Origin of the sequence: Nocardia sp. NPDC005745 (assembly GCF_040630775.1) — a bacterium.
Lineage (GTDB): Bacteria > Actinomycetota > Actinomycetes > Mycobacteriales > Mycobacteriaceae > Nocardia.
Genome location: NZ_JBEXYF010000040.1, coordinates 1 through 15,749 on the forward strand (window position 1 = coordinate 1; position 15,749 = coordinate 15,749).

General features: G+C 67.6%; 19 protein-coding genes. 7 read left to right on the forward strand and 12 right to left on the reverse strand.

Features of this window, described 5'->3' with window-relative positions; all coding sequences use genetic code 11:
- Positions 1–499 precede the first annotated feature (499 nt).
- Positions 500–700: a hypothetical protein gene (locus ABZ420_RS30600; protein ID WP_357129973.1), complete on the reverse strand. Its 201-nt coding sequence runs from the start codon at positions 698–700 to the stop codon at positions 500–502.
- A 782-nt stretch (positions 701–1,482) separates the two neighbouring features.
- On the opposite strand from ABZ420_RS30600, the gene ABZ420_RS30605 reads away from it, so the two are divergent.
- Positions 1,483–2,130 (forward strand): LysM peptidoglycan-binding domain-containing protein, encoded by a 648-nt coding sequence (locus tag ABZ420_RS30605; protein ID WP_357129976.1) that lies wholly within the window; start codon positions 1,483–1,485, stop codon positions 2,128–2,130.
- Positions 2,131–2,142: 12 nt separating this feature from the next.
- Here ABZ420_RS30605 and ABZ420_RS30610 read toward each other — a convergent pair whose 3' ends face one another.
- From ABZ420_RS30610 to ABZ420_RS30620, 3 genes are all read right to left on the reverse strand, one after another.
- Positions 2,143–3,384, reverse strand: a complete 1,242-nt coding sequence (locus ABZ420_RS30610; RefSeq protein WP_357129979.1) for a PepSY-associated TM helix domain-containing protein — start codon at positions 3,382–3,384, stop codon at positions 2,143–2,145.
- Positions 3,385–3,452: 68 nt separating this feature from the next.
- Positions 3,453–3,947: a hypothetical protein gene (locus ABZ420_RS30615; protein WP_357129982.1), complete on the reverse strand. Its 495-nt coding sequence runs from the start codon at positions 3,945–3,947 to the stop codon at positions 3,453–3,455.
- A 526-nt stretch (positions 3,948–4,473) separates the two neighbouring features.
- Positions 4,474–4,626 (reverse strand): hypothetical protein, encoded by a 153-nt coding sequence (locus tag ABZ420_RS30620; RefSeq protein ID WP_357129985.1) that lies wholly within the window; start codon positions 4,624–4,626, stop codon positions 4,474–4,476.
- Between the two features lie 162 nt (positions 4,627–4,788).
- Between ABZ420_RS30620 and ABZ420_RS30625 the strand changes: the two genes are divergently transcribed.
- Positions 4,789–5,346 carry a hypothetical protein gene (locus tag ABZ420_RS30625; protein ID WP_357129988.1) on the forward strand — a complete coding sequence of 186 codons (558 nt, stop codon included), beginning with the start codon at positions 4,789–4,791 and terminating at the stop codon, positions 5,344–5,346.
- A gap of 15 nt (positions 5,347–5,361) precedes the next feature.
- Here the strand turns inward: ABZ420_RS30625 and ABZ420_RS30630 are convergent, their stop codons facing one another.
- The 3 genes from ABZ420_RS30630 to ABZ420_RS30640 all read right to left on the reverse strand — a co-directional run bounded on the left by ABZ420_RS30630 (position 5,362) and on the right by ABZ420_RS30640 (position 6,672).
- Entirely contained in the window at positions 5,362–5,919 is a 558-nt protein-coding gene (locus ABZ420_RS30630) for a helix-turn-helix domain-containing protein (protein ID WP_357129991.1), read from the reverse strand.
- The gene (locus ABZ420_RS30635) at positions 5,916–6,095 is read right to left on the reverse strand and encodes a hypothetical protein (protein WP_357129994.1); all 180 of its coding nucleotides are present in this window, start codon (positions 6,093–6,095) and stop codon (positions 5,916–5,918) included. The genes ABZ420_RS30630 and ABZ420_RS30635 overlap by 4 nt, the downstream gene beginning before the upstream one ends.
- A 100-nt stretch (positions 6,096–6,195) precedes the next feature.
- Positions 6,196–6,672: an SRPBCC family protein gene (locus tag ABZ420_RS30640; RefSeq protein ID WP_357129997.1), complete on the reverse strand. Its 477-nt coding sequence runs from the start codon at positions 6,670–6,672 to the stop codon at positions 6,196–6,198.
- 167 nt (positions 6,673–6,839) lie between these two features.
- On the opposite strand from ABZ420_RS30640, the gene fabG reads away from it, so the two are divergent.
- Genes fabG through ABZ420_RS30660 form a run of 4 tightly spaced genes read left to right on the forward strand, consistent with a single transcriptional unit; the run spans position 6,840 to position 10,596 of the window.
- Entirely contained in the window at positions 6,840–7,592 is a 753-nt protein-coding gene (fabG, locus tag ABZ420_RS30645; RefSeq protein ID WP_357130000.1) for a 3-oxoacyl-ACP reductase FabG, read from the forward strand.
- A gap of 55 nt (positions 7,593–7,647) precedes the next feature.
- The gene (locus ABZ420_RS30650) at positions 7,648–8,514 is read left to right on the forward strand and encodes a sugar ABC transporter permease (protein WP_357045558.1); all 867 of its coding nucleotides are present in this window, start codon (positions 7,648–7,650) and stop codon (positions 8,512–8,514) included.
- Positions 8,504–9,325 carry a carbohydrate ABC transporter permease gene (locus ABZ420_RS30655; protein WP_357130003.1) on the forward strand — a complete coding sequence of 274 codons (822 nt, stop codon included), beginning with the start codon at positions 8,504–8,506 and terminating at the stop codon, positions 9,323–9,325. The genes ABZ420_RS30650 and ABZ420_RS30655 overlap by 11 nt, the downstream gene beginning before the upstream one ends.
- Positions 9,322–10,596 carry a sugar ABC transporter substrate-binding protein gene (locus tag ABZ420_RS30660; protein WP_357130006.1) on the forward strand — a complete coding sequence of 425 codons (1,275 nt, stop codon included), beginning with the start codon at positions 9,322–9,324 and terminating at the stop codon, positions 10,594–10,596. Before ABZ420_RS30655 ends, ABZ420_RS30660 begins: the two co-directional genes overlap by 4 nt.
- A 20-nt stretch (positions 10,597–10,616) precedes the next feature.
- Here the strand turns inward: ABZ420_RS30660 and ABZ420_RS30665 are convergent, their stop codons facing one another.
- The 3 genes from ABZ420_RS30665 to ABZ420_RS30675 all read right to left on the reverse strand — a co-directional run bounded on the left by ABZ420_RS30665 (position 10,617) and on the right by ABZ420_RS30675 (position 13,037).
- Positions 10,617–11,513, reverse strand: coding sequence for a cation diffusion facilitator family transporter (locus ABZ420_RS30665; RefSeq protein ID WP_357130009.1), 897 nt, complete (start codon positions 11,511–11,513; stop codon positions 10,617–10,619).
- A gap of 7 nt (positions 11,514–11,520) precedes the next feature.
- On the reverse strand, positions 11,521–11,775 hold the full coding sequence (locus tag ABZ420_RS30670) for a hypothetical protein (RefSeq protein WP_357130012.1): 255 nt from the start codon (positions 11,773–11,775) through the stop codon (positions 11,521–11,523).
- Between the two features lie 137 nt (positions 11,776–11,912).
- On the reverse strand, positions 11,913–13,037 hold the full coding sequence (locus tag ABZ420_RS30675) for an amidohydrolase family protein (protein WP_357130015.1): 1,125 nt from the start codon (positions 13,035–13,037) through the stop codon (positions 11,913–11,915).
- A gap of 328 nt (positions 13,038–13,365) precedes the next feature.
- Between ABZ420_RS30675 and ABZ420_RS30680 the strand changes: the two genes are divergently transcribed.
- Positions 13,366–13,734, forward strand: coding sequence for a hypothetical protein (locus ABZ420_RS30680; protein WP_357130018.1), 369 nt, complete (start codon positions 13,366–13,368; stop codon positions 13,732–13,734).
- 101 nt (positions 13,735–13,835) lie between these two features.
- On the opposite strand, the gene ABZ420_RS30685 is transcribed toward ABZ420_RS30680, so the two are convergent.
- Together ABZ420_RS30685 and ABZ420_RS30690 are read right to left on the reverse strand one after the other, a co-directional pair.
- Positions 13,836–14,318, reverse strand: a complete 483-nt coding sequence (locus ABZ420_RS30685) for a hypothetical protein (protein ID WP_357130021.1) — start codon at positions 14,316–14,318, stop codon at positions 13,836–13,838.
- A gap of 11 nt (positions 14,319–14,329) precedes the next feature.
- On the reverse strand, positions 14,330–15,724 hold the full coding sequence (locus ABZ420_RS30690; RefSeq protein ID WP_357130024.1) for a hypothetical protein: 1,395 nt from the start codon (positions 15,722–15,724) through the stop codon (positions 14,330–14,332).
- Positions 15,725–15,749: the final 25 nt, after the last annotated feature.

Here is a 15,749-nt window from a genome sequence, read left to right on the forward strand (position 1 = left end):
GACAACGCACCCACCGCCCCCAACACCCCACCAGCCCGCAACGCCTCACGCCTACTGAAACCATCCATCACAACACCACTCCTCATTGAGCCGGGGCGTCACCGTGACGATGCGACGAGGGTCGGCGACGCCCGTTTCCCGCCGTCGCAACGATAAGAACAGTGATTAACTTAGCAAGCGGTGACGTCCGCTGTCCCCACTTTCGACGACTTGCTGATACAGCCTCGCGCGGTAGCGAACAATCCGCGCCAGCAGGCAAGATCACCGGCCACTACCAGCAGATTCACAGCTGTGCTGCGCAGGCTTCGTAATCAGTCGGCGTGCCTGGGTCGGATGATCCGGTAACGGAAGCGCTTCAGACCATATCCTCGGCGACCGCTAATAAGAAGTCACATAAGCGAGGAACGGAAAGCCTCCTCGACGCTCCCCGGTTCGGCCGTGTGTGGACAGACGAAAAGGGCCGGGCGGTTGTTCCGCCCGGCCCGTGTTCTGGTCGACGTCAGTGACCGGCGTGGCTGTGCTTACCGCCGCGCACCTTGGCCTCACCGGGCTGCGCTTCGGCGCCCTTGCGTCCGGCCGCACTCGGATCGGCGGAGTTGCGGTCGCCGAAGCTGCCGGTGCTGGCCTGGCCGCCGCGACGCGCCTGCTCCTCGGTATCGGAGCGGTTTCCGAACTGCCCGGGGTTGTTCTGGTCTGCCATCACATGCTCCTTTCGGTAGCGGATGAAACCGACTATGGCTCTTTGCGCCACGTCTTCGCGCTACCCGCACTCCGGTGGGCGAATCAGCCTCAGCCCTTCTTCACACGATCGAAAAGAACTGCCTACGGCCGCTTCGAGCACCCGTCAGCCGAACGCGCCGCGAACGCTCTGCCCAGCGGATCACGGACGGGGTGCGTCCAGTTTGTCGATGTGGCCGAGTAATTCTTCGTGCCAATCGATTTCGGCCTGAATCCGCATCGTGGCGTGTTCGACGATGAGGTCGGCGGCGGCGTTCTGGTCGGGCCGGCGCCGGTCGAGTTGGTTACGTCGTGCTCGCAGTGCGGCGAGGCGGTCTTCGAGGTATCCGCGCAGCAGCTCGCGGTCGAGATCGTCCTGACGGCCAGTGCGAGATCCACCGGGTCCCGAGACGATGCCGAACCCCGACGACTCGGAAGGGTGCCTGTCCGTGCCGGGGGCCCGGCAACAGCTGGCTTCCCGACACTGACACCCCGTGATCGCCCTTCGCCTCCACCGGGCGCGATCGGTTTCCTCCCGGGCATCACGGTGCTCAGCGTCTCGCTCCAGCCCGCCCGACAGCAGCGCCGATGAAAACGAGTAGTCGCCTACTCACGATCAGGCGACTATCCGCGACGAGCATTCGGTACTGCGAAACCCTTCGTGACCGGTAGGCGTCCGGAGTCGGCCGAAGCCCAGCTACGGCGACGACGAATCCCGCCGGGTCGCGGCTCCCACCGGCGGCATTCTCGGAAAAGGCGGAAGTAATGAAAAAGTACGAAGTTCGACCTGGCGACACCCTCTCCGCGATCGCGCACCGCGAGTACGGCGACAGCAGTCTGTTCCCGGCGATCGCGCGCCAGAACCATCTCGCCGATCCGAATTCGATCGACGTCGGACAACAGCTCCTGCTCCCGTACATCACCCGGCGCCACCTCGTCACCACTTCCGACTCCACCGCGGCGCGCAAGCAGATCACCCAGCGCTACTACGGCAGCGAGGACACCCATGTCCAGTTGATCTGGGAGGTGGTCAACGGTGTGGCACAACGCGAGATACAACAAGGTGCGTGGCTGCACATCCCGGAGCTGGCCGATGTCGGCCACCACACGGTGACGGAAGGCGAGACTCTCGCGGTACTCGCCGAGCGCTGGTACGGCGACGACCACCTCGCGCTGCTGATCGAACTGGCGAACCACCTGCCCTCCGGGAGCGAACCGGATCCCGGCCACATTCTCATCGTGCCCGGCCTGAACCGGCGCCGCACCGTCGCAGGCGATACGCTGCGGACGATGTGCCACCACGAGTACGGCCCCGCCGATTTGGACACCAGGGTGGGGGTGGTCGCGGCGGCGAATCACCTCGCAGATCCCGACACGGTCTTCGCCCGGCAAGTGATCCACTTCCCGTCGTGACCCGTGGGGCGGCTACGCCCTCGCGCCGTTGCGACGGCGTTCGGTTCCGCGGCGGAACAGCCAGGTCGACAACCCGGTGACCGCGAGCGCGAGCGGAGTCAGGCCGAAGACCAGCCAGACCAGCCGCCACCAGCCGTTCACCAGCCAGCCGAAGTGGGCGGGCTCGAAGACCTTGGCGTAGAAGGTGTTCGCCAGCGGCCGGTCGTGGCTCGCGTCGACCACCTTGACGTCGGCGCCGTCGTAGGCGTTCACATAGACCAGGACGTCACCGCTGTAGAAGAGGCGATGCTCGCGTGGCGAATAGGCGCCGGCCACGGCGGCGCGGTAGTACGGGGCGGCGTCGGTGGGCAGCAGCAGGTAGGCGAGTCGGCCCGGCGCGGCGCGCTGCGCGATCGCACCGGCCTCGCCGATGGATAGCGGAGCCCGGTCCGCCACGCTCGAGCGCGGCTCGAAGGATCTCTCCGTACGTTCCAGAGTCGTGTTGCCGCCGGTGGCGACGAGCCAGGCCCGCTGGACGGCCGGCCATTCGATGGTGGTCCCGGTGATGCCCCACACCAGCAGGAACGGGACGGCGAGAACGCCGATGACGTCGTGCAGGTCGCGGTCCCGGGCGAAGCGCCCCTTCCGCAGGCGGACCCGGAACCCGTTGCGTAACCGCCTGAGCGACGGCCACCAGATGACCACACCGGACACCGCGAGCGTTACCAACAGTGTGCCGAGCGAGCCCAGGATCACCGCGCCCCACTTGATGTCGATGAGGGGAGCCTGGTTCTCCATGAGCGGGATCGCTCCGGAGTAGCGCGCGCAGCCGAACGCGCAGTTGTGCAGATTGGCCAGCCAACCCAGCACACCATCGGTCAGGTTGACCCGCTCGTTGATTCGTCCGGTACCGGGATCGACGGAGTAGGCGGCGGTGTACTGCGCGTTTCCGATCGCGATCACACCGCCGTCCACGCCGACCCAGCCGACGGCGAAATCGGGATCTGTCGCACGCACCAGCGCGGCGGCCTGCTCGGTGTCGATCACCGGCGGCGCGTCCGTGTGCCGATAGAACGAGGCGTGCTGGGCCCGGAACAGTTCGGCGTGGTAGAGCAGGATCGCCCCCGATGTCGATTGGACCACGAGGACCGTGCCGAGGATCAACGCCGACCAGCGGTGGATCGAGATCAGTGCGCGCCGCACCGGTTTGCGGGATCGCTGGCGCGAGCGGACGATCCGCTTGCCGGGCTCGTGCACCACCGTGCTCGCGTTCATAAGGTTAGGCTAACTTGAAATAAGCCCTTCCCTGCTTCGGCGAGTTCCGGTCCGCCGCGGCCTCCCGATCACCCGGCGGGCACGAGGTCGACGCCGTATCCCGGGTACATCCGCGATGCCCCTCCCGTCCGGAATATCTCGACCGGACCGACCACTTCGGTCGCGAGCCCCGCCGCCCGCATCGCGCACGCTTTGAAGGCCCGTCCGGCCAGGCTGACCTGGTGCTGCACCGAACCGACCCGATGATCGAGTTCGACGGGAAGTCCCTCGCCCCACATCGTCACCTCGGTGCGCCCTCGGTCGAGACAGTCGAGCACGCCATCGCGAACCCGGCTGTCGGACAGATACATTGCGGAGGCGACGGCGACCGACTGCGGCCACGTCTCTCGCACCGGCGCGGCCGAGAACTGCTCGAGGTCGAGTGCCGTCACCCCGAGGATGCGCAGCGGGCGGATGTCCCCCGGATCGGCCACCAGCACCGTGACCTCCCATCCCGCGACGGTGCGATCGAAAAGCCACCCGCCGGTCCAGCGCACCACGTCCGCGATGTTCGGCGCGACCACCGCCAAGCGGTACCGATGCGGGCACCGGCGCGTCCGGTCTCGCCAGCGAGTGAAGGAGGGCGATACTGGAGCGCCTCGGTCAACGGAATCGACGGATCGTACAGCCATGGTTCCCATCCCGGTGTCACCGATGAAGATATCGACAGGTCCGGCCGCGGACACCGACTCCGATGGGTACCGACCATCGCGCCGGCCATCGCGGATCAGCGAGCCGCGCGGCCGAGAGGCGGCCGCGTGCCGAACCAGCGAAGGATCCGGAGAGCGGAGCGGCGGGTGAGAAGCGGATCGCCGAGCCCCTCGCCGGAAGGTTCTGCCGCACACACACTAAGGCGGTTCACGATCCGATGGCGGCGCTTCTGCCGAGCTGAATTGTGACCTATATCACCGAGTCAGCAATTGCCTGGTCAAGACCCTTCTTTCACCTACCGCAGTCCGTACGCGCCGCCACATCTCCACGCGTTCACGACTGCGGGACATCAGAGACCGGACGGGCACACTTTGCCCGACCCGCACGAAACGCGAGTGATCACCGCTCGCCCCTTTTGCCCGGGAATGCGTTATACCAGCGCTTTTCGCCGCCCGAATAATTGAGCCACAGCCGGTCCCCAGCCCTGCGGAAGCTCAGACCGCGCCGCGTCGGCAGCTTGACGACACCGCGCTCATAGGTCAGACTGGTCACCTACCGGACAAACGTATCCGGATCGTTCGCCGGTCCGGAAGCAGCTGTTGGCAATCTTTTGGCAAACACATGTCGAGAGCCTTGTCATGCGACCGATTCCATCTGCGACCGAGGGGGCGGCATGGGCAAGTCGGCGTCTCGGCGACGAGCACCAGGAGACGTATGCGAACGCTCACCAGTCGCGCCGATCCCGACGACTCGCTCACCGCGACAGCCTTCGACCTGCGCGCGGCCGCCATCGTTCTCGCCGAATTCTGCACTCCCCCAGCTGATCCGTTCAGCATCCGGCACCGCCTGGCGGACCTCACGCCGCTCGGTGCGCCGATCCATCCGCTTCCCGGGCACCTGCACCGGCTCGGCATACTGCTGCGCTGCTGCATCGACCACATGGCGATCACCGCGGAGATCGCGCAGATCCACGATCTGATCGGGCTCGCCGACGAACTCGTCGAACTGGTCGCCATCATCAGTGACTCCGCCGCCTACACCGCCGAAGGCGTTGTCGCCGTGGCCGATTCGGCACAGCGACACGCACACGCCACCGCGGTGAGACTACGTACCCGCGGCGCCGACGCCACGGTACACCGGTTGCTCACCCGCTGGTCGGCGGAAAGCGGAATAGATTTCGGGCAACGCGAATTCGGCAACGGGCTCCTGCACGTCATCCGGTCATTCGAGCGCGTCGCCGACGAGCTGGCGTCGATCCAGCGCGCGCCGTGAAAAGCGGGCGTGCTCTCAGCCGCGCAACGCGCGATCCAGCAACGCCCATGCCTGCCGGGCGGTCTCCTTCTTCGACTGCGCGTCGGTCTTCGACAGCACGGCAGCCAGCATCGCCAGCGCCAAGACCACATCCGCGGTGGTGATGTCGGCACTGATCGTGCCGCGCTGACCCGGATCCTCCAGCTTGTCCGCGATGAGGGTGATCAGCCGGCGCGCTACCTCGAACAGGCGCATGTCGTCGGTGTTGGTGGGGTGGATCATGGCGATGAACGCCGCCGAGGTGGTGATCTGCTCGACCATGATCGCCAGCAGGTCGTCGACGGTGACCGCGGGATCGGCGGCCAGCGCCTCGATACCGTCGATGTTCTCCTCGAACACCGCCAGCGCGATGCTCTCCCGCGTCGGGAAGTGCCGGTAGAGCACGCCCTGGCCGACTCCGGCGGCCCGCGCGATGGAACTGAACGGCGCGTCGAAGCCACTGTCCGCGAAAACCTCTCGTGCCGCCTGGATCAAGGCTGCCCGGTTGCCGGCCGCCGCCTTCGGCCCCCTGTTCACACGGCGTGGCGAGGTCATTCGGGCAAGATTACCGGACCACTGTGGCCGTCCTTGCCCACCGAGCGCCTCGGTTCCTCCGCCTGACGCAGCGCGACCACAACGGTGGCATCCAGATCGTGCAGGCGGCGGATCGCCAGTTGAGCGCCGCAGTGGTCGAGCAGACCGCCCGCGACATGATCAGCACGCAAAGGCAAGAAGCCGGGCTCATCGGCCTGCTGCCGGCCCGCGGCAGCCCCCCGTTGAGGGTTCCCGCGACAACGGGCCGCGGGGCGAGCTGCCACCGGCCGACGGCGGTCACTGCGGTGGCGAAACCGCCTGCTGCTCGGCGAGTTCGGCGAGGCGGTCGAGGGAGGCCGACAGTTTGTCCGCGGTGGTCGCGCGGGCGCGGACCTGGCGCTTCTCGTCGGTGAGCGACGTCCAGTCATAGGTATGGGTGACTCGGGTGCGACCCTCGCCCACCGGCTCCAGCTCCCAGCGCCACAGGTGGCCGGGCGGCTGTTTGCCGGGCTCCGACGGGCGCCACGCGATGCGGCTGCCCTCGGCGAACTCCACCACGTGGTTGTCGCGGACGGCTCCGTTGGTCAGGGTTGTGCTGAACACGACCCCGGCTTCCCGCACCCGCTGCCCCGTCGCGGCCTCGGCCAGGTTGTCGTTGCCGTCCCAGCGCGGCTGCTCGGCGGGATCGGCGATGAGCTCGAAGATGGCCGCCGGACCCGCGTCGATCTCACGGCTGGCGCTGACGATTCGGGGAGGCTCGTTCTGGTCGGTCACCCGCCGATCGAAACATCGGGCCGCGGGCGGAGCAAGCCTTCTGCTCGAGAGTTGTGGTAATTCACCCGGGCCGATTCCGGCGGCTCGCTCGGCGGCCGGTCCCGGCCACGGCGACAGGCCGGAGCGGTATGACTGATCCGACATCCGACCGACGAAGGGACGCGCTCATGGGCGAACGAGTGGCAGTGGTTTCCGGCGCGGCACGAGGGATCGGTGCGGCGATCGCCAAGCGCTTGGCGGCGGACGGGCTTCGTGTCGGCGTGCTCGACCTCGACGCGGCAGCCTGCGCCGACACGGTCGACGCCATCACCGAGGCGGGCGGGCGAGCCGTCGCGCTCGGCGCCGACGTGTCGAACGAGGAGTCGGTCGCCGCCGCCGTCCAGCAGCTGGAAAACGAGCTGGGCGCGCCGACGGTCGTGGTGAACAATGCCGGCATCCTGCGGGACAACCTGCTGTTCAAGATGAGCGTCGCGGACTGGGACGCCGTGCTGAACGTGCACCTGCGCGGAGCCTTCCTGCTCACCCGCGCGGTGCAGAAGTACATGGTCGAGCAGAGGTGGGGACGCGTCGTCAACATGTCCAGCACCTCCGCGCTCGGCAATCGCGGACAGGCGAACTACTCGGCGGCGAAGGCAGGGCTGCAAGGCTTCACCAAGACCTTGGCGTTCGAGCTGGGCAAATTCGGCGTCACGGCCAACGCGATCGCTCCGGGATTCATCGTCACCGACATGACCGCCGCCACCGCCGAGCGTGTCGGAGTCTCGTTCGAGGACTTCCAGAAGGCTGCCGCATCGCAGATTCCCGTGCAGCGGGTGGGCACTCCCGAGGACATCGCGCACACCACCTCGTTCCTCGTGAGCGAGGGCGCCGGTTTCGTATCCGGCCAGGTGATCTACGTGGCGGGCGGCCCCACCGACTGATTCCGCAGCCCCGCCCGCCGTGCGGGGTCGGGCCGGGGCGGTAACGTCGCAGCACATGAACCGGCGTGCGGCTCGTCGTAGCGTGACGAGCTATGTTCTCCTGCTGCCGAGCCTGATCGGCGTCGGCGCGTTCCTGCTGCTGCCGATCCTGGTGGTGGCCTGGCTCAGCCTGCACAGCTGGAACCTGTTGGGGCCCAGGGAATTCGTCGGGCTGCGCAACTGGCGCTCGGTGCTGGGCGACGCCGCGTTCGGCCATGCGCTACTGGTGACGCTGGCGTTGACCGCCATCGTGGTGCCCGCGCAGACCGTGCTGGGTTTCACGGTGGCGGCGTTGCTGGCCCGGCGGCGCGGCGGGACGAGCCTGCGAATCATGTACGCGCTGCCGTGGATGTGCGCGCCGGTGGCGGTCGGCGTGGTGTGGCAGTGGATGTTCGCCCCCACCGGGGGTGCGGTCAACGCCGTACTCGGCAGGCGTGTCGAATGGCTGTCGGATCCGGCGCTGGCGCTGCCGTCGGTGGCCGCGGTGAGCGTGTGGGCGAACTTCGGGTACGTGGCGCTGTTCTTCGTGGCCGGGATCCGCGCGATCCCGAGCGAGATCCTCGACGCGGGAGCGCTGGACGGCGCGACCGGCTGGCGCCGGATCCGCTGGCTGATCCTGCCGCTGCTGCGCCCCACCATGTTCTTCGTGCTGGTCACCGGGGTACTGACCGCGTTCCAGACCTTCGACACCGTGTACGCGTTGACCAAGGGCGGCCCGGGCGATCGCACGGATGTGCTCGCGATGCGAATCTTCTCCGAGGCCTTCGACGCGGCGCGTCCGGGCCGCGCCGCCGTCATGGCGCTGGTGGTGTTCGCGGTGATGTTCGCGATCACCGTGGCGCAGCACCGCTACTTCCGAAATCGGACCACCTATGAATTCTGATCGCCTGCGTTCGGCCGCGGCCTACGCGGTGCTCTCGGCCGGCGCGCTGCTGACCGTGACGCCCCTGCTGCTCAGCGCCCTCACCGCGGTCAAGACACCCGACCAGTTCGCCACCGGGTCACTACTGGCCCTGCCGCATCCGGCCACCGCGGACAACTTCCGGACGGTGCTGGACTACGGGTTCGGGCGTGCGGTGCTGGTGACCGCGCTGATGACGGTGTTCGTCACCGGCGGCCAGCTGGTCACCTCGGTGCTGGCGGCATACGCGTTCGCCCGCACCGAATTCCCGGGCCGCGACGGGCTGTTCTGGGTGTATCTGGGCACCATGATGGTGCCGCCGATGGTGACCCTCATCCCCCTGTATCTGATGTTCGCCGAACTGGGCCTGCTGAATACGTTCTGGGCGCTCGTGCTGCCGTTCGTGTTCGGATCGCCGTACGCGATCTTCTTGCTGCGGCAGTACTTTCGCGCGATTCCGCAGGAGTTGATCGGTGCGGCGCGGCTCGACGGCGCGAACACCCTCGACATCATCGTGCACGTGATGGTGCCGATGAGCCGGCCGGTGCTGGCGACCTTGACGCTCATCACGATCGTCTCGCAATGGAACAACTTCATGTGGCCGCTGGTCGCGAGCAGCGGCCGTTCGTGGCAGGTGCTGACCGTGGCGACGGCGAACCTGCAGACCCGCTACAACGCGCAGTGGACCCTGGTGATGGCGGCCACGACGCTGGCCATCGCGCCGCTGGTGGTGCTGTTCGTGATCTTCCAGCGGCAGGTGCTGCGCTCGATCGCGTGGACGGGGGTGAAATGAGGACGTCGACCCGCGTCGTACTCGCTGTCGCACTGACCGCCGCGCTGCTGGTCACGGCCGTCCTGTGGCTCGGCCGCGGCGGCGACGGGTCCGGGCGTACCGTGCTGGGGCTGCGCGTCTGGGATGAGAGTCTCGTTCCCGCCTACCGTGCCTCCCTCGCGGAGTTCGAGCGGGCGAATCCGGACGTCGAGGTACGGCTCACGGTGGTGCCGTGGTCGTCCTATCAGCAGAAGTTGCGCTTGGACGTGGCCGGGGGCACCGCCGACGATCTGTTCTGGACCAACTCCTACGAGGACTACGCCGATACCGGGCGGTTGATCGACATCGGGGCGGCGCTCGGTCCCGAGGCCGCGGCAGTCTGGGATCCTTCGGCGGTAGCACAGTACTCACGTGACGGAAAGCTCTGGGCGGTACCGCAATTCGTCGACGCCGGTACAGCGGTGTATTACAACCGGGATCTGCTCGCGGCCGCACACGTGGATCCCGCGGAGCTGAACGCGCTGCGGTGGAGCCCGGGCGGCGACGACACCTTACGACCGGTACTGCGCAGGCTCGCGACCGCCGCCCCATGGGCGTACAACGCGGGCCACGACTTCCAGTCCATCGAGCTGCCCTACCTGGGCTCGGCCGGAGCACGATTGCAGGACGACGACGACCACTTCGTCTTCGACAGCCCGCAGGGCGTGGCGGCGTTCGACTATCTGGTGCGGTTGATCGCCGACCGGCTCACGCCCTCTCCCGCCGACACCAACACCAATCCCGACTTCGCGAAGAACGCCTTCCTGCAGGGCAAACTGGCGCTGCTGCAATCCGGGACGTTCAATCTCGCGCAGGTCGCGGAACGGGCCCGCTTCAGCTGGGGTGTGGCGCTGCTGCCCGAGGGCCCCGCCGGGCGGGTGAGCACGAACAACGCGATCGGCGTCGCCGGTAACGCGGCCACCCGGCATCCGGACGCGGTGCGCCGGGTGCTGGCCTGGCTCGGCAGCGGCGCGGGCAATCGCTACCTGGCCGATGGCGGCGCCGTCATCCCGGCGGTTGTCTCCGAACAGCAGCGTTATCGCGACTACTGGGCCGCGAAGGGAGTAGACGTCTCACCCTTCTTCGACGTGCTGCGCGGCCCGCGCATCTCCTCCGGTGGCGGGCCGGGTTTTCCGGCCGCGCTCCGCGCCGTCGACCCGATTCTCGCCGAAATGTATCTGGGCCGGATTCCGGTGCCCGAGGCGCTGTCCCGGGCCCGCGCCACGGCCGAGGCCGCCGTGGCGGAGAACTGAGCGAGTGCGCGGCGGAATGGTCAGGAGCCCCGGTCCACCCACTGGCGCTGTGCGGTGAACAGCACCGACGTCGAATGGCGGAATCCCAGCGCGTGGAGACGCCGTTGGATCTCCGCGCGCACCTGGTCGAACGAGTCGACGTCACGGCGGGGCGTGCTCGGACCGACGACGAAGGCCAGTTCCACATCGAGCCTGCTGCCGACCTTGGACGCACGCACGAAGAATTCGTCGAATCCGTACGCGGCGCGAAGCTCTTCGCACATCTCCTCGATAGCCGACGCGACCGTCTCCCCGGCGGCCATCGTCAGGATCTCCCGGAACGCCTCCCGGAACAACCTGACCGGAACCCACAGATAGATCACCGACACCACGATCACCAGGCTCGGATCCACGTACCGCGCGGCGTAGTCGCGCCCGGTCGCGTTCAGGATGACAGCGATCGCGAATCCGCCCAGCGTGACCAGGCTCAGCGCCGCGTCACCCGCCCATTCCGCGGCCTCCGCGCGCACCAGACCGGTGTCGTAGCGGGCGGCGCGGAACAGCACCGACGCGACGGCGACACTCGCCAGCGAGGCGATCACCGCGTAGGTCAGCGCGGAGCCCGCCGACACCGCGCGGCCGCCGTGCACGATCTCCCGCACGGCGTTGACCGATCCGTACAGGCACAGTCCGCCGAGAGCGGCCGACTTCACGACGACCGCGACCGGCTCCCACGTCTCCCGGCCCCACGGGTAGATCGCATCGGCGCCCTTCGCGGCGGTCCGGTGCGCCATGACGGCCAGACCTGAAAGGCCGACGCTGACCAGCGAATAGAGACCGTCGAAGACGATCATCTGCGATCCCGCCGCGATTCCCCACACCAGCGACAGCACGACGAAGCACACCGAGGCCCACAGCGAGAACAACAGCGCGCGCACTGCCGGACTACGTCTCGGTGCCGCGACCGCGGTCCGCCGCGCGCGACAGCCCATTCCGGTCGTAGAAGATCGTTACCGCCGCACCGAAGCACAGGCCGATGACCAGGCCGAGCAACGCCATCCAGACGCCGCGTTCCAGGCCCGCCGGACCGCTGGCTTCGAAGTACAGACCGAGGTACATCACCGACAGCAACGCCATGAGCAGCGTGATGACGACGATGGGGCGGGTCCAGGTACGGACCCGCGTGGGTTTCGCTGCCATTGGACCGGCTCCTCTCGCAGTGGTGACAGGGACTACTCGGCGAACTCTTGGTTATCTTCGCCCGTGCGCGCGGACATCCGGGGACCAATTCGGAGTTTCGCCGGGAACCGCCGGCCCACACGAAGCGCGGCTGCCGCTCACCCGTCGACCGCTGCGGCCAGCCGGGGCAACTGCCGCAACGGGTTGATCCGTTCGACCTCCATCCGCTGGTCGGCGTCGAAGATGTCGCTGAGGCCAGGAGCCGGATCGTGCGTGCCGGACTGCGGGAGGGTGAGCGCGCTGAAGGGCCAGTCGGAACCGAAGACGACATGGTCGCGCTTGCTGACCGCCAGCACACTCGCCATCGCCGCGGCCGACCCGCTCAGCGCGGTGTCGTAGTAGAAGTTCCCGATCTGGCGTTGCGTGTCGAGTAGCGACGGCCTGGGCAGGTCCTCGGGCCAGAGCTCGCCGATCACCGTCTGCGAGGCGACGCTGATGCGATGGGACAGGAAGGGAAGCGTCCCGCCCGCGTGCGCCAGTTGGAAACGGATGTTCGGGTAGCGCTGCGTCATCCCGGTGGCCATCATCAACGTGGCCGCGCGGGTGGTGTCGAAGGTGAATTCTTCGAGGAAGTCCGGCAGCGGCAGTTTCGGTTTGGCGTCGGCGGCGATGGCGGCCGGGTGCACGAAGACGTAGGCGTTGCGCTGGTTCAGCGCGATCAGCAACGGCTCGAAACGGGGATCGCCGAGATAGACGCCGTCGTAGGCGGACAGCAGGACCACACCGTCGAGACGCAGTTCGTCCAGCGCGTACACGGCTTCGGCGATGGAAGCGGGGATATCGGGCATCGGCAGCACCGCGAAGGCGCCGAATCGCTCGGGGTGGTCCCGGAAAAGCCCGGCGGCGTAGGTGTTGCAGTAGCGGGCCATGTCGGCGGCTTCCTTGCCGCGCAGGAACGACACGCCGGGGTCGGAGACCGACAGCGCCTGCGCCTGGATGCCGTAGTAGTCCATGAACGCCAGAGCCTGCTCCGGCGACCAATCCGGCGTCGGGTACCCGCCGATGGTGACGTGACCGTGCTCGAGCAACGCCGCCCGGTAGTCCGGCGGCAGGAAATGCGCGTGCAGGTCGATCCGGTAGGTGCCCGAAGGCGCGGGTTGCCGAGTGCGAAGCGGAGTCGCCCCCGCGACCGCCGCCATCGCGGCGGCGCCGAGCGTCCCCGCGAGAGCGCCGCCCAGCGCCCCACGCCTGCTCATCTTCCTGCGGAATCGGGAATCGGTCATCGAAGTCCTCACTTGTCCGGACGGGGAGCGGCCGAGCCGTCGATGCTCGCCCGCACCACCTGCCACGACGGCATCCGAGGAAATCATCAACTAAGACGAAATCATCGTCAAGAGTTTATGAAGAAATACTCAGGACCGTGGAGAATCTCAACAACTTCCTGGACTTCGAGACGAATCGGCGAACCCTTCCGGAGACTGTCCCGCGTGAACCGCCTCCCGGCTGGACAGCTCGAGCCCGGCGTCCACGTCGTAGCGGCACGGCCGTGGTCCGGCCGTAACGACTCGGTGTCCACCCTCGATTGCCACATGACCGTCGAAAGGAATTCGAATGAGCTCTACGACAATCGCCGCCGCACGAGTCACGGCCGCCGCCGTGACGGTTCTGGGCTTCGCCACGGTAATCGGTTCGGGCACAGCCCAAGCCGCGCCACAGGACTGTGTCGTCACGCGAGACCTGTTCAATGCGACGGCGACCTGCCACGACGAGGATGCGCCCCCCGGCAGGGAATACACCCTGGTGGTCGAGTGCGTCGGCCTGCACGGCGTGCCGAACGCGTTCCCGCTCATGGCCATCGGTCCTTACCGAGGTTCGTGGGGCGGCTCCTTCAGCCCCTCCGGCCAGGGCACCGCCTCATGCTTGGGCCCCACCAGCATCGGCACCACCACCAACGCCTACGTCGCGATCTACCGCGACTGATCGGATCACGGCGGGACTGCTGCCCCGCGGTTGACCGGCCACCCATCGAATGGTGCGCAGACGAGTACGCGGACTGGGTGGGTCGCTTACCGGACCATCCGTCAGCCGCGGGCCGCGCCCTCCGGCCACACCACGTCCACCGGCACACCTGCTTTGCGGGCCAGCTGCACCACAGAGCCGGTTCCGCTTCGCTCCCCGTCCGCACCGTCCCACACCGCGACCAGCCGGTCTACCGAGTCCACCACCGCCGCGTTCGCGGCCTCGTACGCTTCGCGGCCCGCGTCATCGAAGTCCATCACGCGCACCACGGCCGCACGCTGCGTGAAGTCGTCGAACAGCTCGGCGTGGTCGGGCTTCACCTTCGTCTGCCGGTAGTTCCGCGACGGCAACACGACCTCGAGCTGTCCGCCTGCGTCGAGGACGGCTCGGGCAAACACGGAATCGGCGCCACGGGCTATGCAGCTCACCCCGACCACCGCATCGCCGGTCCCGGCGGTGGCGAGCAGCTCGCGGATCGCCGCGTAGACCAGCGGCTCGGCGGCCTCGGTGATATTCATGTGCCCGGTGACCCCGATGCGCACCATGCAGTTTGCTCCTATGCTGTCGCCGCGACGAGCGGCCGCATCCGATCGCGCAGTTCGGCCACTCCAGCCACGTTCACGTGCTGTCGGGTGCGGTTGTACACCCTGGCGAGCTTCTTGGCCACACGGTCAGAGGCGGTCTGCTCGACTACCTGTAGCGCCGCGTGGCCGACCCGGCAGGCTTCTTCGACCTGTCCCTGAATAAAACGCGCTTCGACCATACCGAGCTGATCCAGCGCGGCGCTGCGCACGCGGTTCGGCCGCCGAAGTGCAAGCGCGCGGTCGATGAGCTCGATGGCTTCACCGGCCGCCCTTGGGTCCCGGCGTGCCATGTCGAGCACTCTGCCTCCGAGGGTTCCCGACAACTCGGCAGCATCGAAGTAGTGGATCCAGTACGGATCGCCCGTCGGCTGCGAGTCCTCGAAGACCTCATAGGCCTTGTCGCTGGCACGTCGAAATGCTGTCGGCCGCCCCAACTGAGCGTATGCCCACGCCTCACGGGTGTAGAGCATCGCTTGGGTGGTCGCGGTGAGGTGGCCGACGGAATACTCCTGCGCCAGCCGAATAAGTTCGAGCGCGTCCGAGGACTTGCCCAGCGACAGCAGTTGACGTGCCATCCCGGCTAGCACCACGGCCGTGAATGCCGGGTCCCGCGCGTCTCCGGACGCACGAATGGAGAGGGCGTAGTAATGCTGCGCCAGTTTCTGGTGTCCGGAGTCCCACGACATCATGGCTGCGGTCTCGGCTAGCTGCGCCATGGTTCCGGCCAACCGGCGCCGGAGTTCCGGCGGGTGGTTGTCGCCGAGCAGTTCGTTGACCTCAGCGAGCTGTCCGACCACGGCTTTGCGGCGCAAGCCGCCGCCGTGCTGATCGTCCCAGGAACGGAATACACGTGCAGCGTTTTCGAGCTGCTCGACCTCTTGCACGCCGACGCCGGTCCGCGCACGGCGCGGGATGGTCGGCGGGTTGCCGTTTCTGAGCCATCGCTCCAACGGTTCGAGGAGGGGTGGACCGGCGACCACGCCGAGCAGGGCCCTGCCGATCTGTCTACGGTCGAGCATGAGATCCTCCCTGGCCAGATCGAAGGCGACCACTGTGGTGTCGGCCGTCCACATGCCTGAAACCCACTGCCCCACCGTATCCGTTGTCGCGTCGCACACAGGTAGACCATCGACGGTCTTGCTCGCGGTCGCGGCAGCGAATCGCGCTCGCTGCTCGGGCGTCGCGCGGTCGAGCAGCGTTTGCATGATCGCGGCGCTGTTCTCGTTCAGCTGGATCGAACTGCCCAATTTCCGCCACTTTTTCACCGTGCTCAGCGCGATACCCGCTTTCGATGCGAACCGTTTTTGAGCGAGCCCCAAGATCCCCCGCAACAAAGTCGCTTCAGCACCGGTCCATGTGACCTGCATACCCAACATTCGCCCCCCGCTGTAG

What these genes read in the sequence shown, in the direction of transcription:
- ABZ420_RS30600 (WP_357129973.1), bottom strand. Translation starts at nt 700, where the DNA reads ATGGCAGACCAGAACAACCCCGGGCAGTTCGGAAACCGCTCCGATACC.
- ABZ420_RS30605 (WP_357129976.1), top strand. Translation starts at nt 1,483, where the DNA reads ATGAAAAAGTACGAAGTTCGACCTGGCGACACCCTCTCCGCGATCGCG.
- ABZ420_RS30610 (WP_357129979.1), bottom strand. Translation starts at nt 3,384, where the DNA reads ATGAACGCGAGCACGGTGGTGCACGAGCCCGGCAAGCGGATCGTCCGC.
- ABZ420_RS30625 (WP_357129988.1), top strand. Translation starts at nt 4,789, where the DNA reads ATGCGAACGCTCACCAGTCGCGCCGATCCCGACGACTCGCTCACCGCG.
- ABZ420_RS30630 (WP_357129991.1), bottom strand. Translation starts at nt 5,919, where the DNA reads ATGACCTCGCCACGCCGTGTGAACAGGGGGCCGAAGGCGGCGGCCGGC.
- fabG (WP_357130000.1), top strand. Translation starts at nt 6,840, where the DNA reads ATGGGCGAACGAGTGGCAGTGGTTTCCGGCGCGGCACGAGGGATCGGT.
- ABZ420_RS30650 (WP_357045558.1), top strand. Translation starts at nt 7,648, where the DNA reads ATGAACCGGCGTGCGGCTCGTCGTAGCGTGACGAGCTATGTTCTCCTG.
- ABZ420_RS30655 (WP_357130003.1), top strand. Translation starts at nt 8,504, where the DNA reads ATGAATTCTGATCGCCTGCGTTCGGCCGCGGCCTACGCGGTGCTCTCG.
- ABZ420_RS30660 (WP_357130006.1), top strand. Translation starts at nt 9,322, where the DNA reads ATGAGGACGTCGACCCGCGTCGTACTCGCTGTCGCACTGACCGCCGCG.
- ABZ420_RS30670 (WP_357130012.1), bottom strand. Translation starts at nt 11,775, where the DNA reads ATGGCAGCGAAACCCACGCGGGTCCGTACCTGGACCCGCCCCATCGTC.
- ABZ420_RS30675 (WP_357130015.1), bottom strand. Translation starts at nt 13,037, where the DNA reads ATGACCGATTCCCGATTCCGCAGGAAGATGAGCAGGCGTGGGGCGCTG.
- ABZ420_RS30680 (WP_357130018.1), top strand. Translation starts at nt 13,366, where the DNA reads ATGAGCTCTACGACAATCGCCGCCGCACGAGTCACGGCCGCCGCCGTG.
- ABZ420_RS30685 (WP_357130021.1), bottom strand. Translation starts at nt 14,318, where the DNA reads ATGGTGCGCATCGGGGTCACCGGGCACATGAATATCACCGAGGCCGCC.
- ABZ420_RS30690 (WP_357130024.1), bottom strand. Translation starts at nt 15,724, where the DNA reads ATGCAGGTCACATGGACCGGTGCTGAAGCGACTTTGTTGCGGGGGATC.